11 protein-coding genes and 2 tRNA genes are annotated in these 22377 nt (G+C 60.5%); 6 read left to right on the top strand and 7 right to left on the bottom strand.

What is annotated here, in order from left to right:
- The first annotated feature begins 193 nt into the window (after positions 1-193).
- From PLJ71_10515 to PLJ71_10495, 5 genes are all read left to right on the top strand, one after another.
- Positions 194-1786 carry a metallophosphoesterase gene (locus PLJ71_10515; GenBank protein ID HQM49111.1) on the top strand — a complete coding sequence of 531 codons (1593 nt, stop codon included), beginning with the start codon at positions 194-196 and terminating at the stop codon, positions 1784-1786.
- A complete protein-coding gene (locus tag PLJ71_10510) occupies positions 1767-4583 on the top strand; it encodes an SUMF1/EgtB/PvdO family nonheme iron enzyme (protein HQM49110.1) in 2817 nt (938 codons plus the stop codon). The genes PLJ71_10515 and PLJ71_10510 overlap by 20 nt, the downstream gene beginning before the upstream one ends.
- Positions 4584-4809: 226 nt before the next feature.
- Complete coding sequence (locus PLJ71_10505; protein HQM49109.1) at positions 4810-7470, top strand: family 20 glycosylhydrolase; 2661 nt, start codon at positions 4810-4812, stop codon at positions 7468-7470.
- An 83-nt stretch (positions 7471-7553) separates the two neighbouring features.
- Positions 7554-7628: transfer RNA gene (locus PLJ71_10500), tRNA-Gln, on the top strand.
- A 26-nt stretch (positions 7629-7654) separates the two neighbouring features.
- Positions 7655-7730 (top strand) — tRNA-Glu (locus PLJ71_10495).
- Positions 7731-7946: 216 nt separating this feature from the next.
- Here the strand turns inward: PLJ71_10495 and PLJ71_10490 are convergent.
- Both PLJ71_10490 and PLJ71_10485 read right to left on the bottom strand, forming a co-directional pair.
- Positions 7947-8900, bottom strand: a complete 954-nt coding sequence (locus PLJ71_10490) for a hypothetical protein (GenBank protein HQM49108.1) — start codon at positions 8898-8900, stop codon at positions 7947-7949.
- 563 nt (positions 8901-9463) lie between these two features.
- Positions 9464-11092 carry a YifB family Mg chelatase-like AAA ATPase gene (locus tag PLJ71_10485; GenBank protein HQM49107.1) on the bottom strand — a complete coding sequence of 543 codons (1629 nt, stop codon included), beginning with the start codon at positions 11090-11092 and terminating at the stop codon, positions 9464-9466.
- Between the two features lie 1111 nt (positions 11093-12203).
- On the opposite strand from PLJ71_10485, the gene PLJ71_10480 reads away from it, so the two are divergent.
- Positions 12204-12680, top strand: coding sequence for a hypothetical protein (locus tag PLJ71_10480; protein ID HQM49106.1), 477 nt, complete (start codon positions 12204-12206; stop codon positions 12678-12680).
- A 169-nt stretch (positions 12681-12849) separates the two neighbouring features.
- On the opposite strand, the gene PLJ71_10475 is transcribed toward PLJ71_10480, so the two are convergent.
- The 5 genes from PLJ71_10475 to PLJ71_10455 form a co-directional block, all read right to left on the bottom strand.
- Positions 12850-13887: an alcohol dehydrogenase catalytic domain-containing protein gene (locus tag PLJ71_10475; GenBank protein HQM49105.1), complete on the bottom strand. Its 1038-nt coding sequence runs from the start codon at positions 13885-13887 to the stop codon at positions 12850-12852.
- Positions 13888-13991: 104 nt separating this feature from the next.
- Entirely contained in the window at positions 13992-15044 is a 1053-nt protein-coding gene (locus PLJ71_10470; GenBank protein HQM49104.1) for a galactitol-1-phosphate 5-dehydrogenase, read from the bottom strand.
- Positions 15045-15113: 69 nt separating this feature from the next.
- Positions 15114-18335 (bottom strand): GH116 family glycosyl hydrolase, encoded by a 3222-nt coding sequence (locus PLJ71_10465; protein ID HQM49103.1) that lies wholly within the window; start codon positions 18333-18335, stop codon positions 15114-15116.
- Positions 18336-19121: 786 nt separating this feature from the next.
- Positions 19122-19871, bottom strand: a complete 750-nt coding sequence (locus PLJ71_10460) for an adenylate/guanylate cyclase domain-containing protein (GenBank protein HQM49102.1) — start codon at positions 19869-19871, stop codon at positions 19122-19124.
- A gap of 304 nt (positions 19872-20175) precedes the next feature.
- Positions 20176-22287 (bottom strand): beta-galactosidase, encoded by a 2112-nt coding sequence (locus PLJ71_10455; protein HQM49101.1) that lies wholly within the window; start codon positions 22285-22287, stop codon positions 20176-20178.
- Between the last annotated feature and the right edge of the window lie 90 nt (positions 22288-22377).

Here is a 22377-nt window from a genome sequence, read left to right as displayed (position 1 = left end):
AAGCGGCAAGCGCAGACCTGTCCACCAGGCGCGGGGCGGCCTTTGTAGCAACCTCCAACTCGTCAATTCCCATTCGCTGACAATGCTGGCTTGACCTCGGAATCACATCGTATATCGAGATGGCCTTCGGGAAGGAACCATCTGCCGATACTTGGGGTTCAACAGGAAGGATTTCTCTGGAGAACCAAAAGTCATGAGACGCACTTTCTCACGAACGCCGGCAGTTGTGGCTGGTCTTCTCATTCTGGCTGCGGCCGGTTTGTCCCAGGAACAGGAACATCACCTTGGGGGACGCGGCCAGCTCGATGCCGTTCCAATGCGCGCAAAAGAACTTCAACGTGGTCCTTCGTCCGTTTTCTACACGGGCGTGCCAGCGCACGATTTCGACATCATTCTCGGGCGTCCGACTGGCCACTGCATAACACTCAGCATTCTGGGTTATATCCCCATGGACGGGTATGTTGCCTACGGAACCGCCGTCGGAGATTTGGTTCGAAAGACGAAGATATTCCCCCTTGGCCCCGGCCAGCCCCAGGAGGTCCTGCTCGATGAATTGACGCCCGGTACGCAGCATTACTATCAGCTGTACTTGCGGCGCGCAGGGACGGACGCTTTCGTACCGGATGAGACTTGCACATTCCACACCCAACGTACTCCGGGGACGTCATTTACGTTCACGGTGCAGGCCGATTCGCATCTTGATAGCCCGGAATCTCCTGAACTGTACGCGCGCGCCCTTCGCTCGGCCCTTGGCGACGCCCCTGATTTTCACATCGACCTCGGCGACACGTTCATGACCGACAAGCGCAAACAGGACTATCAGGCCGCGCTGCCTCAGTATCTGGCTCAACGCTACTACTTCGGTTTGCTTTGCCATTCGGCCCCGCTCTTTCTCGTTCTCGGAAATCATGATGGTGAGTTCGGACAACGCTTCAGCGCCCAGGGGGATTGCATCGCCGGATGGTCCAATGCCATCCGGAAGCGGCTCTTCCCGAACCCCGTTCCCAACGATTTCTATGCCGGCAACGATACCCCGTTCGAGTCACTGGGGCTGCTGGAAGACTACTATGCTTGGAAGTGGGGCGGTGCGCTCTTTGTGGTCCTGGATCCCTACTGGTACACGACAACTCGCGCGCACGGAGCACACGGGCAGTGGAACACAACGCTCGGGGAAGAGCAATACCGGTGGCTCGAGAGCACGTTGAAAGATAACACGGCGGCATTCAAGTTCGTCTTCATCCACAACCTGGTCGGGGGTACAGATGTCTCCATGCGGGGTGGCGCGGAAGCTGCCCGGTATGGTGAATGGGGCGGTCATGACTGGGATGGCCGACACGCCTTTCAGGAGCAGCGCCCCGGTTGGGGTATGCCGGTTCATGCACTTCTCGCCCGGTACGGAGTCAACGTAGTATTCCATGGTCACGATCACTTCTTTGCGCGCCAGGAACTCGATGGCGTGATTTATCAACTCGTGCCGCAGCCTTCCCGCTCGGGCGGCCGGGGAGCTGCGCGAATGGCCGCCGAGTACGGCTATGTGCAGGGAGACTTCCTGGCAAGTCCCGGCTATTTGAGAGTTAACGTCGACAAAGCGCTTGCGACCGTCTCCTACGTCCGCACGCCGGTGACAAATCGCACGGACGGCGCCGAAGGCGGTTCTCAAGTCGCTTTCGAATACCGGATAGCCGCGAGGGCGCAACAAGGGCAATCCAGAACAGGCGGTACCGCGGACGGTACAGGGCTACCCACCTCACAACAGGACCCCAACGATGAGATCCATGCTCAATAACCCCAGGCTTGCAGCCATTGTGTCACTGATCGCCCTACCGGCTTTCTGGAGCTGTTCTCTGAGGGAAACCGCCGACTCGCAACAACCATCGACTGTCCCGGAGCCGGCGCGAGCCGCCGATGCGTCCGCACCCGATGGCTGTGTGTTGATCCCGGCCGGCATCTTTGAGATGGGCGATCATCATGGCTTTGTGGACCCGAAGCATGGCGGCGACGAGACGCCGGTGCATCAGGTGCGGCTGGACGCCTTCTACATGGGCATCTACGACGTCACCACGCGGCAATACTGCGAATTCCTCAACGCCGCAGTTGCCCAACGGACCATTGAGGTGCGGCAGGGGGGCGTATATCTCGCCGGCGCAAACGAGTTGCTCTGCGAGACGCGGGCCATGTCGCCGTACAGCCGTATCGCGTGGGATGGGGTGCATTTCGCGGTCCTTGATCGCAAAGAGGACCATCCCATTGTCTGTATCCGCTGGCCGGGCGCCGCGGCATACTGCAATTGGCTGAGCGCGCAACAAGACCGCCCGCCTTGCTACGACACCGCCACTTGGGAGTGCGATTTCAGCCGGAGCGGTTTCCGGCTGCCCACCGAAGCCGAGTGGGAATACGCCGCGCGCGGCGGATTACACGATCCCTACTGCAACTTCCCCTGGGGCGACGATGCCGATCCGGCAAAGGCTAACTGGCCGGAATCGAATAATCCATTTCGCACAGGCCCTTTGCCGTGGACGACGCCCGTCGGTTTTTTCAACGGACAGCTTCGTGCGAGGGCCGATTTCGGCTGGCCCGGAACCGAGGAAACCTTCCAGACCGGCGACGGCGCAAACGGCTATGGTCTCTACGACATGGCCGGCAACGTGTGGCAGTCTGTCAATGACTGGTATGCCCGCGATTACTACGGATATAGCCCCGCGGACAATCCGCCGGGACCGGAACGTCCCAGCCTGATGCCTGACGGCAAGCCGTATCGTGGCATGCGCGGCGGGAACTGGTATAACGGCGAGTATGGCCACAGCCGCGTGTCGAACCGCAACCCCTCGTACTGGCGGGGGCCCGAAGACCCGGACCATCCTTACTACCATGTAGGATTCCGCGTCGTGCTGCCCATCAACGCCGAAACCCGGGCGGTTGCGAAATCAACCGCGGCGCAAGCGGAAAATCGCGGTAAACCTGCCACAAACGGCCGGCCGCGACAGCCCCTCCGTGAGCAGCGTCCGCCCCGGCGGGAAGAACGTCGAGGCCGTCCGGGCGGACCGGGTCCACGGAGAGGCAAAGACGCCGGCAACCCGCCTCCGCCGCGGGAGGGAACCCCAAAGAGACAAGCCGCGCTCGATATCACCACACTCTCGGAAGGAAAGCTCGGCCTTGTGGCCGATACCCCCAAAGCTTCGCCAGGCTATACCCTGTTCGCCCCCAAACACCGGACTATGACATATCTCATCAATAACGAGGGGCACGTCGTCCATGAATGGACCAAGAGTCAGTTTGAACCGGGGCAGACCGTTTACCTGCTTGAAAACGGACATCTCCTGCGGTGTTGCTTTACACATGCCCAAGGGTTCACCCGAGGCGGCGAAGGCGGCCGGCTCGAAGAGTACGACTGGGACGACAACCTCGTGTGGGAGTTTGATTATGCCAGCGACGAACATATGCTCCACCACGACGTTGCGGTAATGCCTAATGGCAATGTCTTGGCCCTTGCCGTCGAGCGCAAAACCCTTGAGGATTGTGTCGCCGCCGGTTTCGATCCTGACCTGCTCCGCGACGGTGAACTGTTCCCGGACTATGTAGTGGAAATCGAGCCCGTGCGGCCCAAGGGCGGAAGAATCGTCTGGGAATGGCATGTGTGGGACCACCTGATTCAGGATCGGGAGCCGGACAGAAGAAACTATGGCAATGTCGCCGAGCATCCTGAACGCATCAGTGTAAACTGCAACGGACGCGGTATCCCTGCCTTCTGGAACCATATGAACTCCATCGCGTATAACGCGAAGTTGGACCAGATCATGCTAAGCGTTCGCGGGTGCAACGAGATCTGGATCATCGACCATGCGCTGACAGCGGAGGATGCGGCTGGCTGCACCGCCGGACGATACGCCACGGGCGGCGGCCTGCTTTACCGCTGGGGCAATCCGGCCGCCTATGACCAGGATGACGGTCACGGCCGCCGGCTCTTCCAGCAACACGATGCGCACTGGATCCCGAACGGCTATCCGGGAGCGGGGAACGTCCTGATCTTCAATAACGGATTGGACCGCGGCTTCTCTTCCGTCGAGGAAATCGTGTTGCCAGTGGACGTCAGGGGAAGCTACCAAATGGCCACGGACCACACCTACGGTCCCTCGGAGCCGGTCTGGTGTTACGCGTCGCCCGACAAGGCCCATTTCTACTCGCCCGAGATCTCGGGCGCCCATCGACTGCCTAACGGAAATACCTTGATATGCGCCGGCGTCCTGGGAACTTTCTTTGAGGTCACCCCTGAGGGCGAGACCGTTTGGAAATACGTCAACCCGGTTGTCCGGGGAGGAACCCTTGCCCAGGGAGAACTACCCGGTGTTGATGAGCGCGGCCATTACTTGAATGCGGTATTCAAGGTGCATCGATATCCGCCGGACTATGCAGCGTTCGCAGGCAGAGATCTCACGCCCGCCGGGCCTATCGAACTGCCCGCCGCCATGAAGGGCAAGACCGGCCTGGACAGAGTGAATACGGCGCCCGAGCGAGGGCGTCGCCAGCCCGGCAAGGATTCAGCGCCCGAAAACGAAAACATCCTGCGCTCCCTGGGCTACCTGTAAAGGAAGCGAGAGAAACAACGGCGTTTCTATCCTGTCTGACGACCAAGAATGGACAAAGCCAGAACAGAGCGCATGGGAAGACAGCAATCCGCTCCTTGAATCTTCCTGGCCCAGAAGGAATACTGGACCTGCGGGGCGCCACGTCTTGTGAAGGGCGCCCGTTCCATTCCCAAACCGCCTCCGGCAGCGCTGAAATCAGGCCATCGAGAGGCAGAGGATATGTCAAATGGTTTCAGCAAGGAAAACATCGTTCACGGGCGTCTTCATGCTTGCCGGGTTGTGCGCGTGGTGTTGCGGGGCGGCCGCCGATTCTCTGGCCGATGACCTGTTGCCGCGGCCACGGCACGTCGAGGCGGGGGACAGGGCATCGGGCCTGAACTGGCGCATTGCGGAGATTCGGCTGTACACGCCGCAACCGGATGCTGGGACGCGGCTCGAGGCGCGGCTACACGAGTTGTCGCTGTGGAAAGGCCGCGAGGCGGCGGCGTCCATCGCGCTGGCGCAAGGGGAGGCCTTCAAGATTTGCCTCGGCGCACAGGAATCCGTTCCGCCGGCGGCTTTCGAGATTCCGGACGCCGGACGCGAGGAAGGGTACCGGCTCACAATCTATGAATCCGGCATCCAGGTCCTGGCGGAAACCGAGCGCGGTCTCTTCTATGGGATGATGACGCTCGACCAGCTTGTCGAGGCGGCCGAGCTCCGGGGTCTGACGGCGCTGCCGTTGCTGGATATCGTCGACTGGCCGGCCCTGTCCATGCGGGGACCTCACGAGGATTACGGCCGCGACCAATTGCCCACGATGGAGGACCACAAACGGAGCATCCGTACGGCCGCGCGGTACAAGATGAACACGTACTGCTGGTTCATCGAACCGGATCACTTCGTGTATGCGTTCGACCCCGCGATCAGCACGGAATACGATCGGTTCACGTTCGATGAAATCCGCGAACTCGTGGCGTATGCCCGCGACTATTACATCGAGGTCATACCCGTGGTCGAACTTCTCGCGCACATGGAGATGACCTTGCGCCACGACCGGTACCGGCATCTGTCCGAGACGGGCGACGGCGGCGGCACGTTATGCCCAACGTCCGATGAGTCCTTCGAGCTGGTCCGTTCCATGATCGACGAGATCGCCCCCGCTTTCGGCGCGCGGTACTTCCACTGCGGGTTAGACGAAAGCCAGGTCGTCGGCAGCGGCCGCTCCGCCGCAGCCATCCAGGAGAAAGGACTCGAGAAGGTGTATGCGGACTACTATACCCGCGTGAACAACACCGTCAAGGCCCACGGGCAAACCATGATCATGTATGCCGACATCGTGCTGAACCACCCCGGCATCCTCGAACTGCTTCCCAAAGACATCGTCATGATGTTCTGGGACTATGCGCCCCGCGAACACTACGAGGGTTTCGACAAGCTCAAGGAAATGGGGTTCACGACCATGGCCCTATCCGGATTGTGGGACTGGAACAACCTCTACCCCATATACCCGCCCGCGTTTCAGAATATGCAGGCGCTTGCGAAGCAAACGGCCGAACTCGGGGGGATGGGGCATTTTGTGAGCAGTTGGGGCGACGGCTACCGTGGGGCGGCCGGCATCAACCTCAGCGAGCTGAATCAATACGGCTTTATCTACTGCGGAACCGTCTCGTGGAATCCCGATGTGCTCGCCCTCGACGACTATTCCCGCGCGTTTGCCCGAAGCTTCTTCGGCGTCGATTCCGCGCCCTTTGCTGAGGCGCTGACGCGCCTGGCGCGCTGCCAAGGCGACGACCTCGCCCATGTGGCATGGGCGCGCCGCCTGTTGCATGACGATGTCAGACAACGCGTGCTCGAAATGATGGGGCAGCAAGACGGCGAGCTTTCCTTCCGGAATAATCTTAAAGCGGAGTCCGAGGCGGCGCATGCCGTCTTTTCCGACACGCATGCGCGGCGCAACGCCGATTATCTGCGTTCCGTCGATCTGTCCGCGCGTATGCTCGCCTGCGCTGCCGATATGGCCTTGGCGTACCGCCGCGTGGCGCAAAGCACGGCCGCGCCGCCTGCTGGAACCGAGGAGGTCGTGCCGCTATTGAACGAACTCGAGGCGCGGCACCGTGCCCTGTGGGAGGAGTATCGCCAGGTGTATGCGGCCACGAACCGCCCGCTCAATCTGAACCATATCGGGGCGGCATGGAACCGGACCAGCGACGAGTTGGCTGCCTTGGCCGCCGATGTCGCATCCCGCGCGTTCCCCCCCGAATGCACCAAGGAATTGCTGGCATCATTCACGTTCGACGGCAGCGGCTCCGAGGCCTGGAAGGAATCCGGCTCGACGGGCATGGTATTGCAGCCCGTTGCGGACCGGCCGCAACCGGAGATTGTCGAAGGGGGACCATCGGGCGCGGGCAGTTTTCTGCGCCTTCCCCATGGCGCCCATCTCGAGGCCACTGACCAGCAGCACGTGCTTGATGTAAGCTATTGCCCGCTGCTCGTCGAGGCATGGGTGCGCCACAACGGCCAGCGCGAGCAACAGTACGGCGCCTCCATTTTCAGCTACGGTCTCGGCGGCGGGTTTCGACTCGGCATCAATCACAAGGGGGAGGTCCTGTTTACGCTCTACGGAATCGGCGAGACCGCCGGAACCCATTCCATCGTTCCTCCCGACGGCCAATGGCATCATGTTGCAGTGAATTTCCATGACGGCCGGTACGTGGACAGCTACGTCGACGGCAAATTCACCGAGCGGCTCGAACTCCGCGGCTGTCCGGGCCACCCGGCTACGCCCCTGATCCGCGTCGGCAACGAAATTGGACTGGTTACCCCGTTCATCGGCGACATCGACCGGATCCGCGTCAGCCGCGGGCTGTTCAACGCAGACGAGCTTGACAGCACGCCCGCTCCTTAACCGGCGGGACAACCGGGTTCGAGCAAGGCGCCGGGCGCTCTATTTGACTCCCTCGCAGGACATAGGCTAAAATCTTGCCGCGATGCCGGATAGCCTAATGGTAGGGCACCTGACTCTGGATCAGGGTTGTCTAGGTTCGAGTCCTAGTCCGGCAGCCAAAAAAGGTGTTACTCTCTTTTAGTGCGGCCCGTTCATCTAGTGGTCTAGGATGCAGGATTCTCAGTCCTGTCACAGGGGTTCGAACCCCCTACGGGCTGCCATAAATACGGCAAGGGTTTACGCACGTTCGCGTAAGCCCTTTTCCTTTTCTTGTGACGCCTGCGTGGCGTCGTGAACCCCGTCTTCCCCCGTGTGCCCGCAGAATCCGCGAATCTGCGAAATTCCCCGGATGCCAGGGACTCTTCCCAATGCGCTGCACGTGCGAAATGCCTGTGCGGCCAGTTTCGCTTTCGCCTTGTCACTGGACGCGCACACATTCATCGAGACGGCGCTTGAATGGTCCACAGGGCCGTGCCGGGAGAATCGTCCGGGTCGCCGGGATACGACTCAAACGCGATTCGCCCGCCGTCGGGCGACCACGAAGGCGCACCGTCATATCCCTTGGAGTACGTGACGCGGGTACCGGCGCCGCCCGACAGTGGAACAACAAACAGGTTCGCGAACTCGAGGCCGCCCTCGTCCGAACTGTAGACGATCCACTCGCCATCAGATGAGAAGGATGCGTCAGTCTTATCGCCTGACCCCGTAGTGATCTGTTCCCCATCGGAACCGTCGGGGTTCATCACCCAGAGGTCCCATTGACCATTCTCCAGACGCTGATACACAATTCGATCGCCGCGCGGCGACCAGTTGGGCTGGCGGGAATCGTCCTCCGGGGCCGTGAGCGCCACGTAGTCGTCCGAGCCATCCAGGTCGTAGCGCATGATGACGCCATTATCTTCCACGTCGAGGAGGTGCGATTCAAAAACGACGGACTCTCCGTCCGGTGAAAAGGACGGTTCGTACGCCATATGGGCCGGCCGGTCCGTGACCTGTTCCTCGTCCCCGGGCGAGCCGTCCGCGTCGATGGCATAGACCTCGTCATGAGGCTCCCGTGACGAGGAAAAGACGACCTGATTCGTAAACCCGTTCCAGCATAAACCCGGAAGGTTGACATTGGCGCTCCCATCCGACACCAGGACCCGCACAGCCAGGGTGCCGGCGTCAACCACCATCAGGTCCGCCGGTTCTGCGTTATATCCCCCTATGAATCGCGTGAAGACCAGTTGAGTCCCGTCAGGAGACCAGGCCGGATTCTGTAAGCTTCCCCCTACGGGCACTTGGAGTTGCACTGCGGCGTCCCCGCGTTCGCCTTCGTTGCAGGAAAGGAGCATGGCAATGGACAACGCCACGCCGCTGCAGAGCGTCCACCGGGCGGAAAGTTGCTTCATTGGGTGTTTCGCCCTCCCTGTTTTCCTGCCCCATCTGCCGTGGTCAGAAAAGCCGCGCGCCGCTCGGCTTGACTCTCCGCGGGCACTCCCGGGGACGAATATCGACGCCCCGGCTTGTCCAAGGACGAGGTCAAGCCGTGATGTGCCGCCTCCGCCTCAAAGAGGAGACCGCACTCCTTTCAGCTACGTGATAACCAGGCTCTTATTGTAACACCACGTGTTCCATTCTCAACCCGGTTTTCCGCGCCATTTCGCTGGCAAGCGGTCCGGCGCGGATGGGGGGAAGTCAGCAACATGTCGGCATGAACACAGTGGACTATCGCGATCATGCTGGCTACGATCACCAGCAACGGCACAATTAGGCTCAAGACAACTACCACGGCACACCCGCTGCCACTCTTCAACATCCGCTTCATTTTTAGTTGCCGGCCCCTCTTTGTCAGCGGGACCCCTGTTGCCCGGGATAACTGCGACTTCATCCGGCTTATGCCCGTGGCACGCTTCCAGGAAAACCGTCTCCTGACCATCGTCCCTCTCCTCTCGTCGCAGTTTGGAGATCCGTTCTAGTGCAGGGCAGCCTTTGCGCTTCCCCCAAGTACGTACGCCGCCGCCCGCGCCACATGCTCAGGCGCTATTTCGTCCCCGTCGTAGAGGTCAGCTATGGTTCGCGAAACTTTGGCAACACGGTCCATCGCCCGCGTAGAAAGCGTGTTCTGGTCGATGATTCTCCGATAGCGATCGAATGCCTCATCAGTGAATTGGCAAAACTCGCGAATCCTTCCTCCTGGCATAGCCGCATTGAAGGGGATTTGGGTGCCACTGAAGCGCTCGTTCTGTCGTCGCCGCGCCCGCTCGACTCTCGCCCGGTACTGTTTACGCAAATTGGGATCCGTCTCACTGAATCGTTCATCGGTTGTGAGAGGCTTCAGGTCAACCTGGAGATCGATTCGATCGAGAATCGGCCCGGAGATCTTCTTCTGGTACTTCTTCACTTCCTGTTCCGTACACCGGCAACGAAGTTCATCGCCGTAGAATCCGCACGGGCAGGGGTTCATTGCCGCAACAAGTGTGAATCGGCATGGATATTCGATGGAGACGCCTACACGGGAAATCCGTACGCAACCCTCTTCCATGGGTTGTCGGAGGCTATCGAGGGTCGATTTACTAAATTCTGCAATCTCGTCTAGGAATAACACGCCCAAGTGACTGAGTGTGATTTCGCCCGGCTTAGGCTGTTTGCTGCCTCCGCCGATCAGAGATTGTTTCGAGGCCGAATGATGAATACTCCGCATCGGGCGGCGGCTCACGACAAGACCGTCGCGGTCGAATGCACCATACGCCGAATAGATGCGGGTGAGTTCGACAACTTCCTCATTCGAGAGCCGCGGGAGAATGCCAGGAATGGCGCTCGCCAGCAACGATTTGCCCTCGCCTGGAGGCCCGATAAGTAGCAGATTGTGCCCGCCGGAGGCCGCAATCAGCGCCGCCTCCTTCGCCCGGTCCTGCCCTTTGATACTCCCGATATCGGTGCATTTCGGAATGAAGTCTTCAAATTCCACACGTGACGAGAGTACGTTCGTCAGTTCGCTCTTTCCACTAAAAAAATCAATGACTTGCTTTAGACTCGATACTGCGGAAATGGTGCATCCTTGGTGTCCTGGAGCAGCGACGATAAGGGCACATTCCCGCTCATTGCCAGCGGGAACGACCAGATTCTGCCCGGCCTTTGTCGCCGCTGCAATTGAAAGAATACCCGGAACACGGCGAATCTCCCCGTGTAGACCTACTTCGCCAACCACGATGTACTTGCTCTCCCAGGCTTCGTGGAGGTCAGGCAAAATACCGGCAGCCTGGAGTGCTATGATAGCCATCGGCAGGTCGAGTAGTGCTCCCTCTTTTGGCAAGTCCGCAGGGGTCAGGTTAATCAGTATGCCTACTTCGGGTTCAGGTATCTCGAACTTTGCGAAGGCACCCGCTATCCGGTCCCATGATTCCAGAATGCTTCCTCGCGCCATGCCTGTCACCGAAACTGCTGACCTCCAAGGTCGAGGGTGGCGGAGTATCTCAGTTGCTCGGGCTTGGATTTCAATGATGTAGCCGTCCAATCCGAGAAGGACGCCCCCGAAAAGTGTGTGATCTCTCTTGAGAAGAGCAGTGAGTTTTCTTTGCTCAGCCGAAGTTTTCTCGCGCATATACCCCCCTCCAATGCGACATATCCTGCGTGCGCCAAGAGTCTCTTTGTACCACGGGAGGTCCAGAGACTGCAAATCAAAAATGCAAAACTAGAAATACCCCAGCATCTCAATCTGCTCGGCATCATAATTTCCGCGTCAATATCCAATATGATTTGTTTACTGGCCGGACAAGTCTGCTTGGCCGGAAAAGGGCTCCATCCAGGTGTCCGGCTCCCCACGCAGAGAGAACTCGACTGGCTGGCCCGGCTTCTTCAAAACTGTCTCGTCAACCATATCCCTGTATGAGAGTGGGCCGCCGCGAACACATCGGCAATCTCGTCCCGTGGATAACGGTCCGAAATAACCAAGCGGCATCAGATAGGAGGAGGGCTGAAGGCACGAAACATCCTCATCCCACACTCACTTGGTCGCATCTTCGTCCGCCTCATCTTCACGGTCAAAGGCAGCCGGGGACCGCCGGACCGCGAGTTCCGTTTGCGCAACCACGTGTATCTCGCGACCATCTCCTGTAACGTGAAATGAGAATGTTTTCGCGGCCGTTTGAACCATGTGCCGGGCCTTCAGCCCGGGGGATGCTTGGGACCCATTTCCCCCAGGCCTTCAGCCTGGGCTGGTATGTTTCGCGCCGTTGGCGCTGGGGAAGGGGAGTCCATTTCCCCAGGCCTTCAGCCTGGGCTGGTATGTTTGCGCGCCGTTGGCGCTGTATCGGATTGTTGTGTCCCAAGCGGGGACCTCCCATAAGCGGGCCGGGATATTTGCCGCGTCCACATCGACCACGACGTCCGGATCGGCGGCGGCATGGGGTCTCCGGAGCGCCGAAGGCGGCGGCACGGGGCCCCTCCGGAGCGCCGAAGGCGCGCAACATACCAGCCTGGCCCTTCGGGCCAGGCTTGCCCTCTGCAACCTTTGCGCAGCTTGGAAGGGTGTCGTGCAAGAATTGCTCGCATGGCGGGCCGCGCGGGCGTCGTCAAGGACGCGAATGGGCCCGAAAACAGGGTCTCTAGCCTGTTCAGGGTCGCGCCTGTCCGCTGGCACGGGGATTGCTCCTCTCTATCCGACACTTCACAACGTGAAACGCCCTGGTTACTGATGATATGGGAGAGACCGAATGAGAAACCCGGTGATACTGGCTGCAATCGTCCTGATGGCGTTTGTTGGCGTCACGCTGGGCGCGTACCTGCTGACAAAGGACGACCAGACCCCGGCGGCCCCGGCGCCTGAACCCGCGCCCGAAATCCAGCCCCAGGATACGGCGTCGGAGGTTCCCCAAACACCCGGTGACGGCCACCCCAGAAACAGGGCCCGCATGGATGTAAACGCCGACGGAACAATCACTTATGAGGAGGCGTCCGCCGCGCACCCCGAGATCACCCGGGAACAGTTCCAAGCCCGCGACACCAACGGTGACGGCGTTTGGAACGCGGATGAGGGATTCGGTCCGGGCAGTGGAATGGGGCCCGGCCGCGGCATGCGCGGACAAGGCGGCGGCGGCCGCGGGATGCGGGACCAGGGTGGGGGAGGCGGCGGCCGCGGCATGCACGGACAAGGCGGAGGCGCAGGCGGAGGCTACCGTGGAAATAGATAGAGTCTTGGTAGGTTTGGCGCGCAGCGACACACAACGCGCCTGACATCATCCCGTCGACTCCCAGGAGCGCCGCGGAATTCTCCTTGCTTCCGCGGCGCTCCGTTTTCTTGAATAATTGCCCTGTGGGCTCACCTGCCCCAATCGGAGGTCTCCGCCGCACCCGCTGGCGCTATGGCTGCACAATCACCCGCATCCCTGCATGGGATTCGGCCATTGCGAACGCCTCGGCTATCTTGTCCAGCGGATAACGGTGCGAAATGAAGGGTTTCACGTCCACCACGCGGTTGGAAATCAGTTCCGCCGCTTTCCGGTGATGCCGCGGCACGCACCCGTGGGCGCCGCAGATGAACAGTTCCTTGTAATGGATAATGTTGGTATCGAGGGTGACTCTTGATTTGTCTTTCGGAAGCCCGCCAAAGAAATTGACCCAGCCGCGGTTCTTCGCCATCTGAACCGCATCCACTTGCGCGTCGGGCGATGGGCACGCCGTAATAATGACATCCGCCCCGAGTCCGCCGGTTTCCTCTTTCACGCGCTCCACCGCGTTCTCCTCGGACGAGCAGATGTACACATCCGCATGGAATTGCCGGGCGTTCTCGAGACGAGGCCGCGAACGCTGGACCACGATGACTTTGCCCGCCCCCATTTTCTTCGCCACCTCGATGATCATGCAGCCAATGGGGCCCGCCCCGATGATGACAACGGTGTCGCCGAATTTCGGGGGCGAAAGCTCAAGGGCGTTCAACACGCACGCCAGAGGCTCCGCAAGCGCCCCTTCCTCAAACGTGACGTGCCCGGGAATCTTGTGCACCGGGCCAAAGGTGACCACGGTCCGGTTCAGCAGGACGTATTCGGCAAAGCTTCCCGGGAACTGGTACCCCATGGCGTAGTTGATCTGGCAATTATTGCCGATGCCCGCCTGGCAGAAAGCGCACTCGCCGCACGGGACGTCCGCCCCGATACAAACCCGGTCCCCCTCTTTGAGATGACGCACGTTGCGCCCTACGGCCACCACCTCGCCGGCGGACTCGTGGCCCATGATCGCCGGGGGTTTCAGACGCGAATTCCCGTGGTGAAACATCCGGATGTCCGAGCCGCACACCGCGCACGCCCGCACACGGACGACAACGCTGTCGTCGTCAGGCGCCGGCGTCTCCACCTCTCTGATGGCAAAACGCTCCAAACCTTCCAACACGGCCGCCTTCATGATACCGCTCCTTCGTTGTGAACACCCCCGGCGCGGGGGCGAAGAAAATCCAGTCTGCGCAGAGACCGCCGGGTCTCGCGAAGCCCGGCCCGGCAACCGCGCGCCTAGGCATTGCGCGGCGGATTGACCATCAGCACTTTGCTGCTGAATTCCGTCTTGTCCCGAATGCTGGCCAGCATCCCGGGCAGTTCCGAGAGGCCGACCCGGTGCGTGATCAGGGGGGTAGCCTCCAGTTTGCCGCTGGCCATGAAATCGAGTGCCAGCTGCCATTCGTCGCGGGGCGCCGAACGGTACAACGAGTTCCAGGTGCCGAATACTGACAATTCCTTCCTCAAAATCGCCCAGTACGCTTCTTGCGAGACTTTCATTTCGCCCGCCGGATTGCCCATGAGAACTACCCGGCCCAGCGTTCTCGCAGACAAGAGACTCTGCTCGTATGCGGCCGGACTCCCGGACGCCTCGACGACCACGTCCGGCGCCCGCCCGAAAAAGTCCCGCGCCCAGGAAACGCAATCGGTCCCGGCGGCATTGCACACACCCTCGAACCCCATTTCTTTCGCAAAGGCCAGCCTCCGCGAATCAATGTCCGCCAGCGCCACACGGCTTGCCCCCATCGCGCGCGCCCATTGGCCCAGCATCAGGCCGACAGGTCCCGTGCCGAAAATCATGACCGCATCGCCGGCATCGACCCCCGCACGCCGCAGCGCGTGAACCGCTACCGCGGCCGGCTCCGTCAGCGCGGCTGCTTCCTGCGAGACGCCCGGAGGCACCGGGGTAAGATTCCATTCCGGAGCGACAACATACTCGGCAAATGCGCCGTCGCTACGTGAACCAAGATAGCCGTAGTCCTCGCACAGAGCGTATCGCGCCGCCTGACAGGAGACACATTTCCGGCACGGAATGAGAGGAAACACCACCACTTGTTTTCCCACCCAGCGCGCATCGACGCCCTCGCCGCACTGCAACACGGTTCCCGAGAACTCGTGACCGGGAATGGTCGGGAACCGGTACGTCCCCTTCTGAAATACACGCGGTATATCAGAGCCGCACACGCCGCACGCATCGACGCGCACCAAAACCTGCCCCGGATACGGCCGCGGATTCTCGACATCTTCATACCGCAGATCGCCGATCCCGTAAAGCACACAGGCTTTCATCTCTTCCGCAATCTCCTCTCATTGCCAAGGGGGCCCGAAGGAAAGTCCTGTCCTTTAGTCTTGCCTGGGTTATGCGATCACGACCTCGAAAGCCTCACCTTGCTGAATGGTCACGTCTTGAGCCAGAGTCACCGTCACACGTCCGTCCGCGACGTTCGAAGAGGCATCAACGGGCTTGCCCGCGGCCTTTACCGTCACGGAAGCGGCCGTCTTGCCTTCGGCGAGGGCAAACGTGAAGGTTTTCGCCCGGAGTTTGCCCCATTTCAGAGCGATACGCCCGGTCTGCGCGCTGCCCGACCGCGATTGCTCGAACGTCCCCCAGCCCTCGGCCCATGTGAACGCCGCTTTGAATGCCTCGGGGGTGACCTTGGGCGCGAAACCCAGGTGACCTTTCGGTCCGTGGTACTCAAAACCCGCCAGGGCAAGGTAAACGCCCCAACTGGCCAGGGCACGAGCATAGTGATCCCCGCACTCGACCTCGTTGTACGGATTCTTGAGGTTCGGGTGGTACCGGTCGTGCACGGCGCGGCACATAGCCAGGGCTTCTTCCACGAACCCCTCGGCGGCAAGATGGCCCGCCACCTGGTACTCGATGCCGGTCCACACCTCGCTATGGTATAGAGTCCCCTCGGCAAGAAACTCGCTGTGCGGCCACGTGCACGTCAACAGCCCTGCCTGGCCCGGACTGATGAACCACCGGAACGGTGGGTGCTCGTCGTTGTAGGGCGTGATGTCCGGCGCCCAGTTGTATTTCCAGATCGACTGAAGGGCCGTGCGCACGTTCTCTTTCGGATAAATGTACCCGAGACCCAACTGGTGCGCCCAACCCTGGCCGAACAGGTGATCCGAAAGGCAACCGTCCTTGTATTGGTGCTTCGGGTACTCCTCGAGACTCACATCTTGCACAAAGTACTCACCGTTCCATAGCCGTTTGAGGGTCAGGTCCCTGCCGCTCTCGAATATCCTGCGGGCGCGGCCGGCAAACGCCGTGTCGCCCATTTCTTTCGCCATTTCCTCGCCGGCGCGCAACGCGGCAAGATACAGCGACCCGACAAACGTATTGGCCCCGTGGTAATTGATGTCGTAGGTGTTGTGCTGCTCGTCTTCGATCAACCCGTCGTCGTTCGCGTCGTGGCCAATCGAAAATTCCAAAGCCTTCTTGATGCTCGGCCAGTTTCGTTTCAGAAACGCGTCGTCGGCCGACATGAGGTGCTCGCGATAGGCCTTCAGGATCGTTCCGCACTGGCCGTCCGCGGCGTACGCATCGTTGCTGCGGAAACCTACCAGACCCGTGTCGGTATGAAATCCGCCGCCGTTCTCCCGGGGATTGAAATCCTGCATTTCGCGCACGCTGCGGGCCAGCTCGGGGAACTGGCGCGCGTGGCCATGAGCGTAGTTCCAAACATGCGTGCAGTTGCCGGCACAACACGTTACGCCCTCGTACGCATAGAACCGCTCATTTTTCCACCACTGGCATGTGCCCGTGGCGAGATACGACAGCGTCGAGTGCAGCCTGTCGAGAAGCCAATACGGCAACGAACTGTCGTAATACGTGTCGCGCCAGAGACGGGTGTCCGCCGTGAGACGCTCGTGATTGTCGAGCGCGCAGTTCGCTACTGCGGCCGCATCCTCGAACCGCGCGGCGTAATAATGCCCATTCTCCTGCTCCTGATTGGGGAAATGCCATGCAACGACGTACGTGAAGGTGTGTTTCCCGCCCGGTTCCAACCGCACGTCCTGTGTGCTCAGCAACCCCAGGCGCTTCTGTTCAAGCGCGTAGGTGTGTTCCCCTTCGATGAGATAGGTCTCGGGCGCGCCGGCGGGATATATCCGGCTTTCGAGAACGCCCGGCTCCAGCGCCTCCATGCATGCCAAAGCCATCGTCCCGTAATCGCGCGCATCCTTGAGCGGCGGCATCTCCGGTTTACGCGCTTTGTCGGCAAACTCGATCTGGTCGATGTTGATATGCCCCCACGGTCCGCTGGCGTCGTCCACAATCTCGAGATGCGCTTCTTTGCCCTGGATATCGCTGACGTCCCAAGCGTGCCATGAGAGGGCCTCGTCATTTCTGCCCGTAGCCGTGCGCGCAACGGCGCCGCCTACGACGAGGTTCATGCAGGTCTTCTCCTTATCCGAACCGCCTCCAATCAGAAAGTTGATGAACTTCCGGTTGATGGTGAATGCCGGCGAGACCAGCCGCCCGGTCGGTTCGTCGCCTCCCAGGAACGTATTCACAAGGCCTTCGCCTTGGTACCCGCTCACCGCCTGCTGGCCTGCTAAAGTGCCCCGCGCGGGCTTCTCGCCGAACGCCTCGCCCGACGCCGTCCAGTCGCCGTAATCATCGCCTTCGAAGGTCTCGAACACGAGCGGCTCGCGTTCAGCCCCGGCCTGCTCGACGGGCTTCGGCGGCTCCTCCGAGGCGTGCAACACCAGCCCGCGAGACCCCGTCCGCGTTATGCGGGTTTTCCCGACGACCGGACCCTGGTTCCTGTACTCGTTCGCAACCGCGTTCTCCAGCCGGCCCAGCACGCTCACCGTCAGCGGTCCCGGCGACACATTCTCGATGGTGATATTGAACACCGTCGCGGGCAGACACGATTCGCGGGCATTCAACGGAATAAATGGCGAATAGGCCTCCATTTCGGCACAAACCGGCGCATCCCCTCCCGAATACGTCACCGTCGCAATAGGGTATTCACCCTTGAACGATACTTCTCTGAAACCCTCCCTGCTCAACGAAGCGAAATCCCGTGCGCCGCCCGGCTTCTCCGCCACCACGGTGAACCCCTGCTCGAAGGGCTTGGCGATCCCTTCGTGGGTGTACGTGGAATTCGTCTGCCCGACCCAATACGACCGGGCATTGTTGAAGATCTGCCAGTCGCCAAGGGTTCCATCGCCACAAAGATAGAGTTGGCCCGACCCGATGCCGCCGCAGGGCATGCCTATCGCATCCAGGGCCGCACCCGAGAAAGCTTCTTTCGTCCCGCGCTCGAAGAGCCCGCGCACCCACTCCGGCGAAAGTTTCTTGTCGGCAGGAATAAGATGGCCCCCGCGGGTATCCGCTGCGCCAAACGGACCCGCCATAATGGCCGCCGGATGTCCCAGCGAACCTGCCAGCACGCCCCCGCCAGCCACTTGCAGAAACTCACGGCGCCGAATACCTTTGCGCCCCGGGGCGCCACAACATCCCGAAGGGCCGCACCCGCATGCCGGAACCGGCTGCAAACCGGGTTGCTCTCCCGGGCTGGTGTGCGTGCGGTTCTCCGTGAAGGGCTTCTCCTGTTTCGCCATGGTGGACGTCTCCTCTGATGCCGCTGAGGAAAGGGAATCTTTCCCTGGCCCGTGACTCGAATGGCCACATGCTCCGCGGTGAGTTTATCAGAGGGTGGACAGTCATTGCACCCGTGAGACGCCTACGCGCGTGTGTCGTAACGCGCGCTTGTCCAAACCCCACGAATGCGGCGAGGGGAAGGGGTTCCGCCTCCAAACGATATGCCATTGCGATGATGCCCGGCGCCCCCGCTTTCGAGAAGCCAAGACGTGTCGCGACAAAAAAACCACCCCCAGCGCTTCCCCTGGCGCCCGGGAGTAAAGGGTACCCTCGTCTCGTTCCCTCCTTGCCTGCATGCCTGACGCAAAAGATTACTAAAGGCCCTTCCCTCTCCCGAGAAGAATAGACAGGACATTCCCTACCCTCTGAGCGTCAATAACGCAGCCACCAGACCGTTTTGTAGGCGACTCCTCCAAACACTCTGTTCCTGGGTACATACGACTTTCTCACCAGATGGCATCCCAAGAATTGGCATAGATACCATGCAACGAGATGGGACGACGTCCGTGTCAATTCGTTTGTATCCCTTGCCTTCCCGGCGACATCAAAGGCAACCCCCGCGCAGGGATCGGAGAACCCCTCTGCCCCTTTCCAGCCGGTGCCTTCTCGTGTCAGCACGGTGACTTCGCCTCCTTTCAGTTTCAGTCCCGCAAGACTGTACGTTTTCCGGACACCCATTGTTTTCTCACTCACAACCTGCTGCTTTCCCTAAAGCGGACACCTTCGTAATCGTTTCAAATATCCGATTAACGGCATATGAGCATTTTTTCCTGCAACGACCCCGTAACTTGGTAAGGATGCACGGTCCTCGATTTGCCTCTTAACACCACAGGACCCATCGCGATGGCCTGAACCTCCGATGCCACCATTTCATAGGTAGCCTCTTCCACAAGGATCTGGCCGGGCATGGCGATCGAACACAGCCGCCGCGCCGTATTGACTGTATCGCCAACCACGGTGAACTCGCGAAGAAGCGGAGACCCCACATAGCCCGCAATCACTACGCCCGTGTTTATCCCAATGCCGAGCCCAAAGGTCGGCTGCTTCTTCTTCCTCCTAATCGTGTTGAGTTCGCGGTTCCTCTGCTGCATGGCCAGCGCAGCGCGGACACAACACGCCGCATCGGCCTCCTTGGTCTCCATGCCGCAAAAGACCGCCATCATCTCGTCGCCGAAGCACTTATCCAACGCCCCGTGATGGTCGAACAGAGTTTCCGTCATCGCCTCGAAATGCTCGTTCAACAGGCTTACCAGGGCATCGGGCGGAAAATCCTCCGCTATCTTCGAGAAACCCCGGATGTCGCAGAACATCGCCGTCACGATGCACTTGGCGCCCAGCGCAGCCGGATCGCCGTCGCCCAACCGCGACTCCGGATGGCAGGACAACGTGGAGACGTGGTGAAACGCTGCGTACGTTGGCCGGGCAGGCTCGCACTCGTTCTCGCATTCCTGCGATACGCACAACGCTCTGCCCACGTTTTTATGCGCATACAGCATGCCGAAAACCCCTCGCCTATTCTTACCTGACTGACTCTGCCCTACGGGTCACTCTTACCCTTTAGAATGCGCCCATCGGACAAGGGAGCATATCCCGTTCCAGTTTCTGCCGTATCCCATGTATTGTCTCGCAAACCATTATCACGAGTGGTGTTGCAAAAACATCACAAAGCAGGTCCCTCTTGCCATTGCATCGTGATTTCCCAGGATATGTCTAGATTTCAGACAATTCAGGTGTCCGAATTCCGAACAGCAGGCGCCAAACCGCACCGGTTACAGACTTCGAAGCGGCGATGTATCCCGGTTAATGGTTTTGTCTGTGGGCGTAGATTCCGGTGTGAGCATCTTTGACGTACTTGAGGAAGGTCTCGTGGGGCACGTCCACGCCGGTGACGAGTCCGATACTGTAGTTTTCGCCGTCGAGGGATCTTCCTGTAAGCGGCTGGTCGGTGTACTTGAACCAATGGCATCCCACGAAATTGGGATGCTCGGCGACACTTCTCACGTATTGGCCATAGAGTTTGCCGCGTTCGTCCTGGTTAGCCGCGGCGCAGAGGCCCGTGTGAAACATGCCCCGGTCGAGAGCGCCGAAATGGAACTCGCCGATCACAACAGGTTTATCGATGTCGCTCAAGATAGCCGGCGGCACCTGGGGAAGGTAGAAGTTGATGCTCACGACATCCACCACGTCAGCACACGCCTGCAACACGGGTTTCGGACAATACACCGGCGTGAACCGGCAACCCAGGTAAAGCTGGTTAGGGGCGTACTTGTCGATGGCTTCGGCGATCGTCTGGAAATAGTGGTGCGCGAAGGCATACTCGAATTCTTCCGCATCGGCCTTACTGGCGCTGGTTTCCTTCTGCGGAAGACGCACGGCGTCCCACGATTCGGCTGCAATGCCCCACGCGGCATTCAGCGCTTCGACGGTTTCGTATTTCGCTTTAAGCCGGTCGATGAAGACCACGCGCGCGGGCTGCTCAGGTGGGCAGCTGAGGGTCGAGGATGCAATGGCCACCCACGACATCTCGTTGTCGACAAAGTAGCCTACCACGAGCGGGTTGGCGGCAAAGGGCGCGGCATCGCGCCGCACGTTCCCGTCAACACGGACCGGGAACTCGGGATCGAACACGTCCATCATCTTTCCCCAGTATCCGGAGCTTGCCTCGAGCACGCGGCCGCCACCCGAGCCCGTGGTAACGGTAAAGGGCATGGTGCTCTCTTCGAGCGCTTCCCGCATCGACCAGTTTGCGATGGTGTTGAACCCCCAGGCCCGGAGCCGTTTGAATGCCAGCGAGCGGAATTCCTGTTCCCACGCGTCGCCGAACGTGCGTTTCTGGTTCATGGCATAGAAGCGCACGGTCTGCCCTTCGCCGCCGATGGCATCGGCCAGCATCAAGGCGCGATGGCTTCCGAGGAACTCGCTGAAGGGGCCGTCTTTTTCGGGAAGCCACTCGAACCAGCTCTTGCGGCCTGTTATAAACGTCATGTCGCCCGGGTAGATGCAATTGACTCCCCACGACAGGAACAGATGGCCCTCGGGGGTCACCAGCCACCATTTTCCGTCGCGTTTCTCGGTACGGAACCAGCCCGTGGCCTCAAGTTGGGGTCCGTCGGCCCACCCGCCAAGCGCGTCCTGACCCGCCACAACAGGCGCGGCTTCCAACGCCGCCAGCTCCTTTTCATGCCGGGCCCGTAAATCGGCCTCGCTATGGATTTTCCCGGGCCACTCGGCCTGGATGTATTGCCCGAACTTATCCACGAAAGGCATGGGAACGAGAAACGCAACGGGACTGTCTTCCTCAAACGTGACGAAATCATCGAGCAACAGCCGCACCTCTTTTCCTGGCTCGCGAACGGCCACCGTAACACTGGATGCGGTTGTAAGCCGGGTCTCGGCGGCCATGCCGGGCATCGTGCGCGAGACGGGGCCAATTACGGGGATTCCGTGCATTCCCCAGTAGGGACCCCGGCCATCGTTGCTGAAGTAGACGCGGAGCCAGTCGCTTTGGCCGGCTCCGATGATTGCTTTTCCGTCGATGGTACGCGGTTTGCCGCCGGCGGTCTTTCCAAACGCCGTGATCTCCATGGTAACCGGCGCATCGCCCGGGTTCTCGACACGAATCGCCACGCCCGCCGCGGTGGCGAAGTCCCAACCGGCTTCGGGACCGCGCAATGCGATTACCGGCCGTTTGACGGCCTGAAATGTGGCTTCCAAGGCGCTGCCCGCGCCGCCGGGAGCGTCTACAATCCGGCAAGCCGCGTCCTTGGGCTCGAGCGTAGCCAGCGCGCCCTCGGAGTCGAATGTCTCGATAGCAGCCGTGCCTTCCATGGATAAGGCAGCGGCGTCTAGACTTCCGGCAAACGCCAGCAGGAATACCGTCAGAATGTGTGGTATCGTCTTGGTGAATCGCATATTCGCCTCCGATGGGTAACAAGGGGTTTCAACACCGTGGCGCTTGCCTGCGCGGCATCGCGAATCACAGTATTGCCGCATTGAACGCGC

This window comes from Candidatus Hydrogenedentota bacterium, assembly GCA_035416745.1.
GTDB lineage: Bacteria > Hydrogenedentota > Hydrogenedentia > Hydrogenedentales > SLHB01 > UBA2224.
The sequence above is the reverse complement of the archived record's forward strand: the minus strand, read 5'-3'. Positions and strand labels throughout refer to the sequence as shown.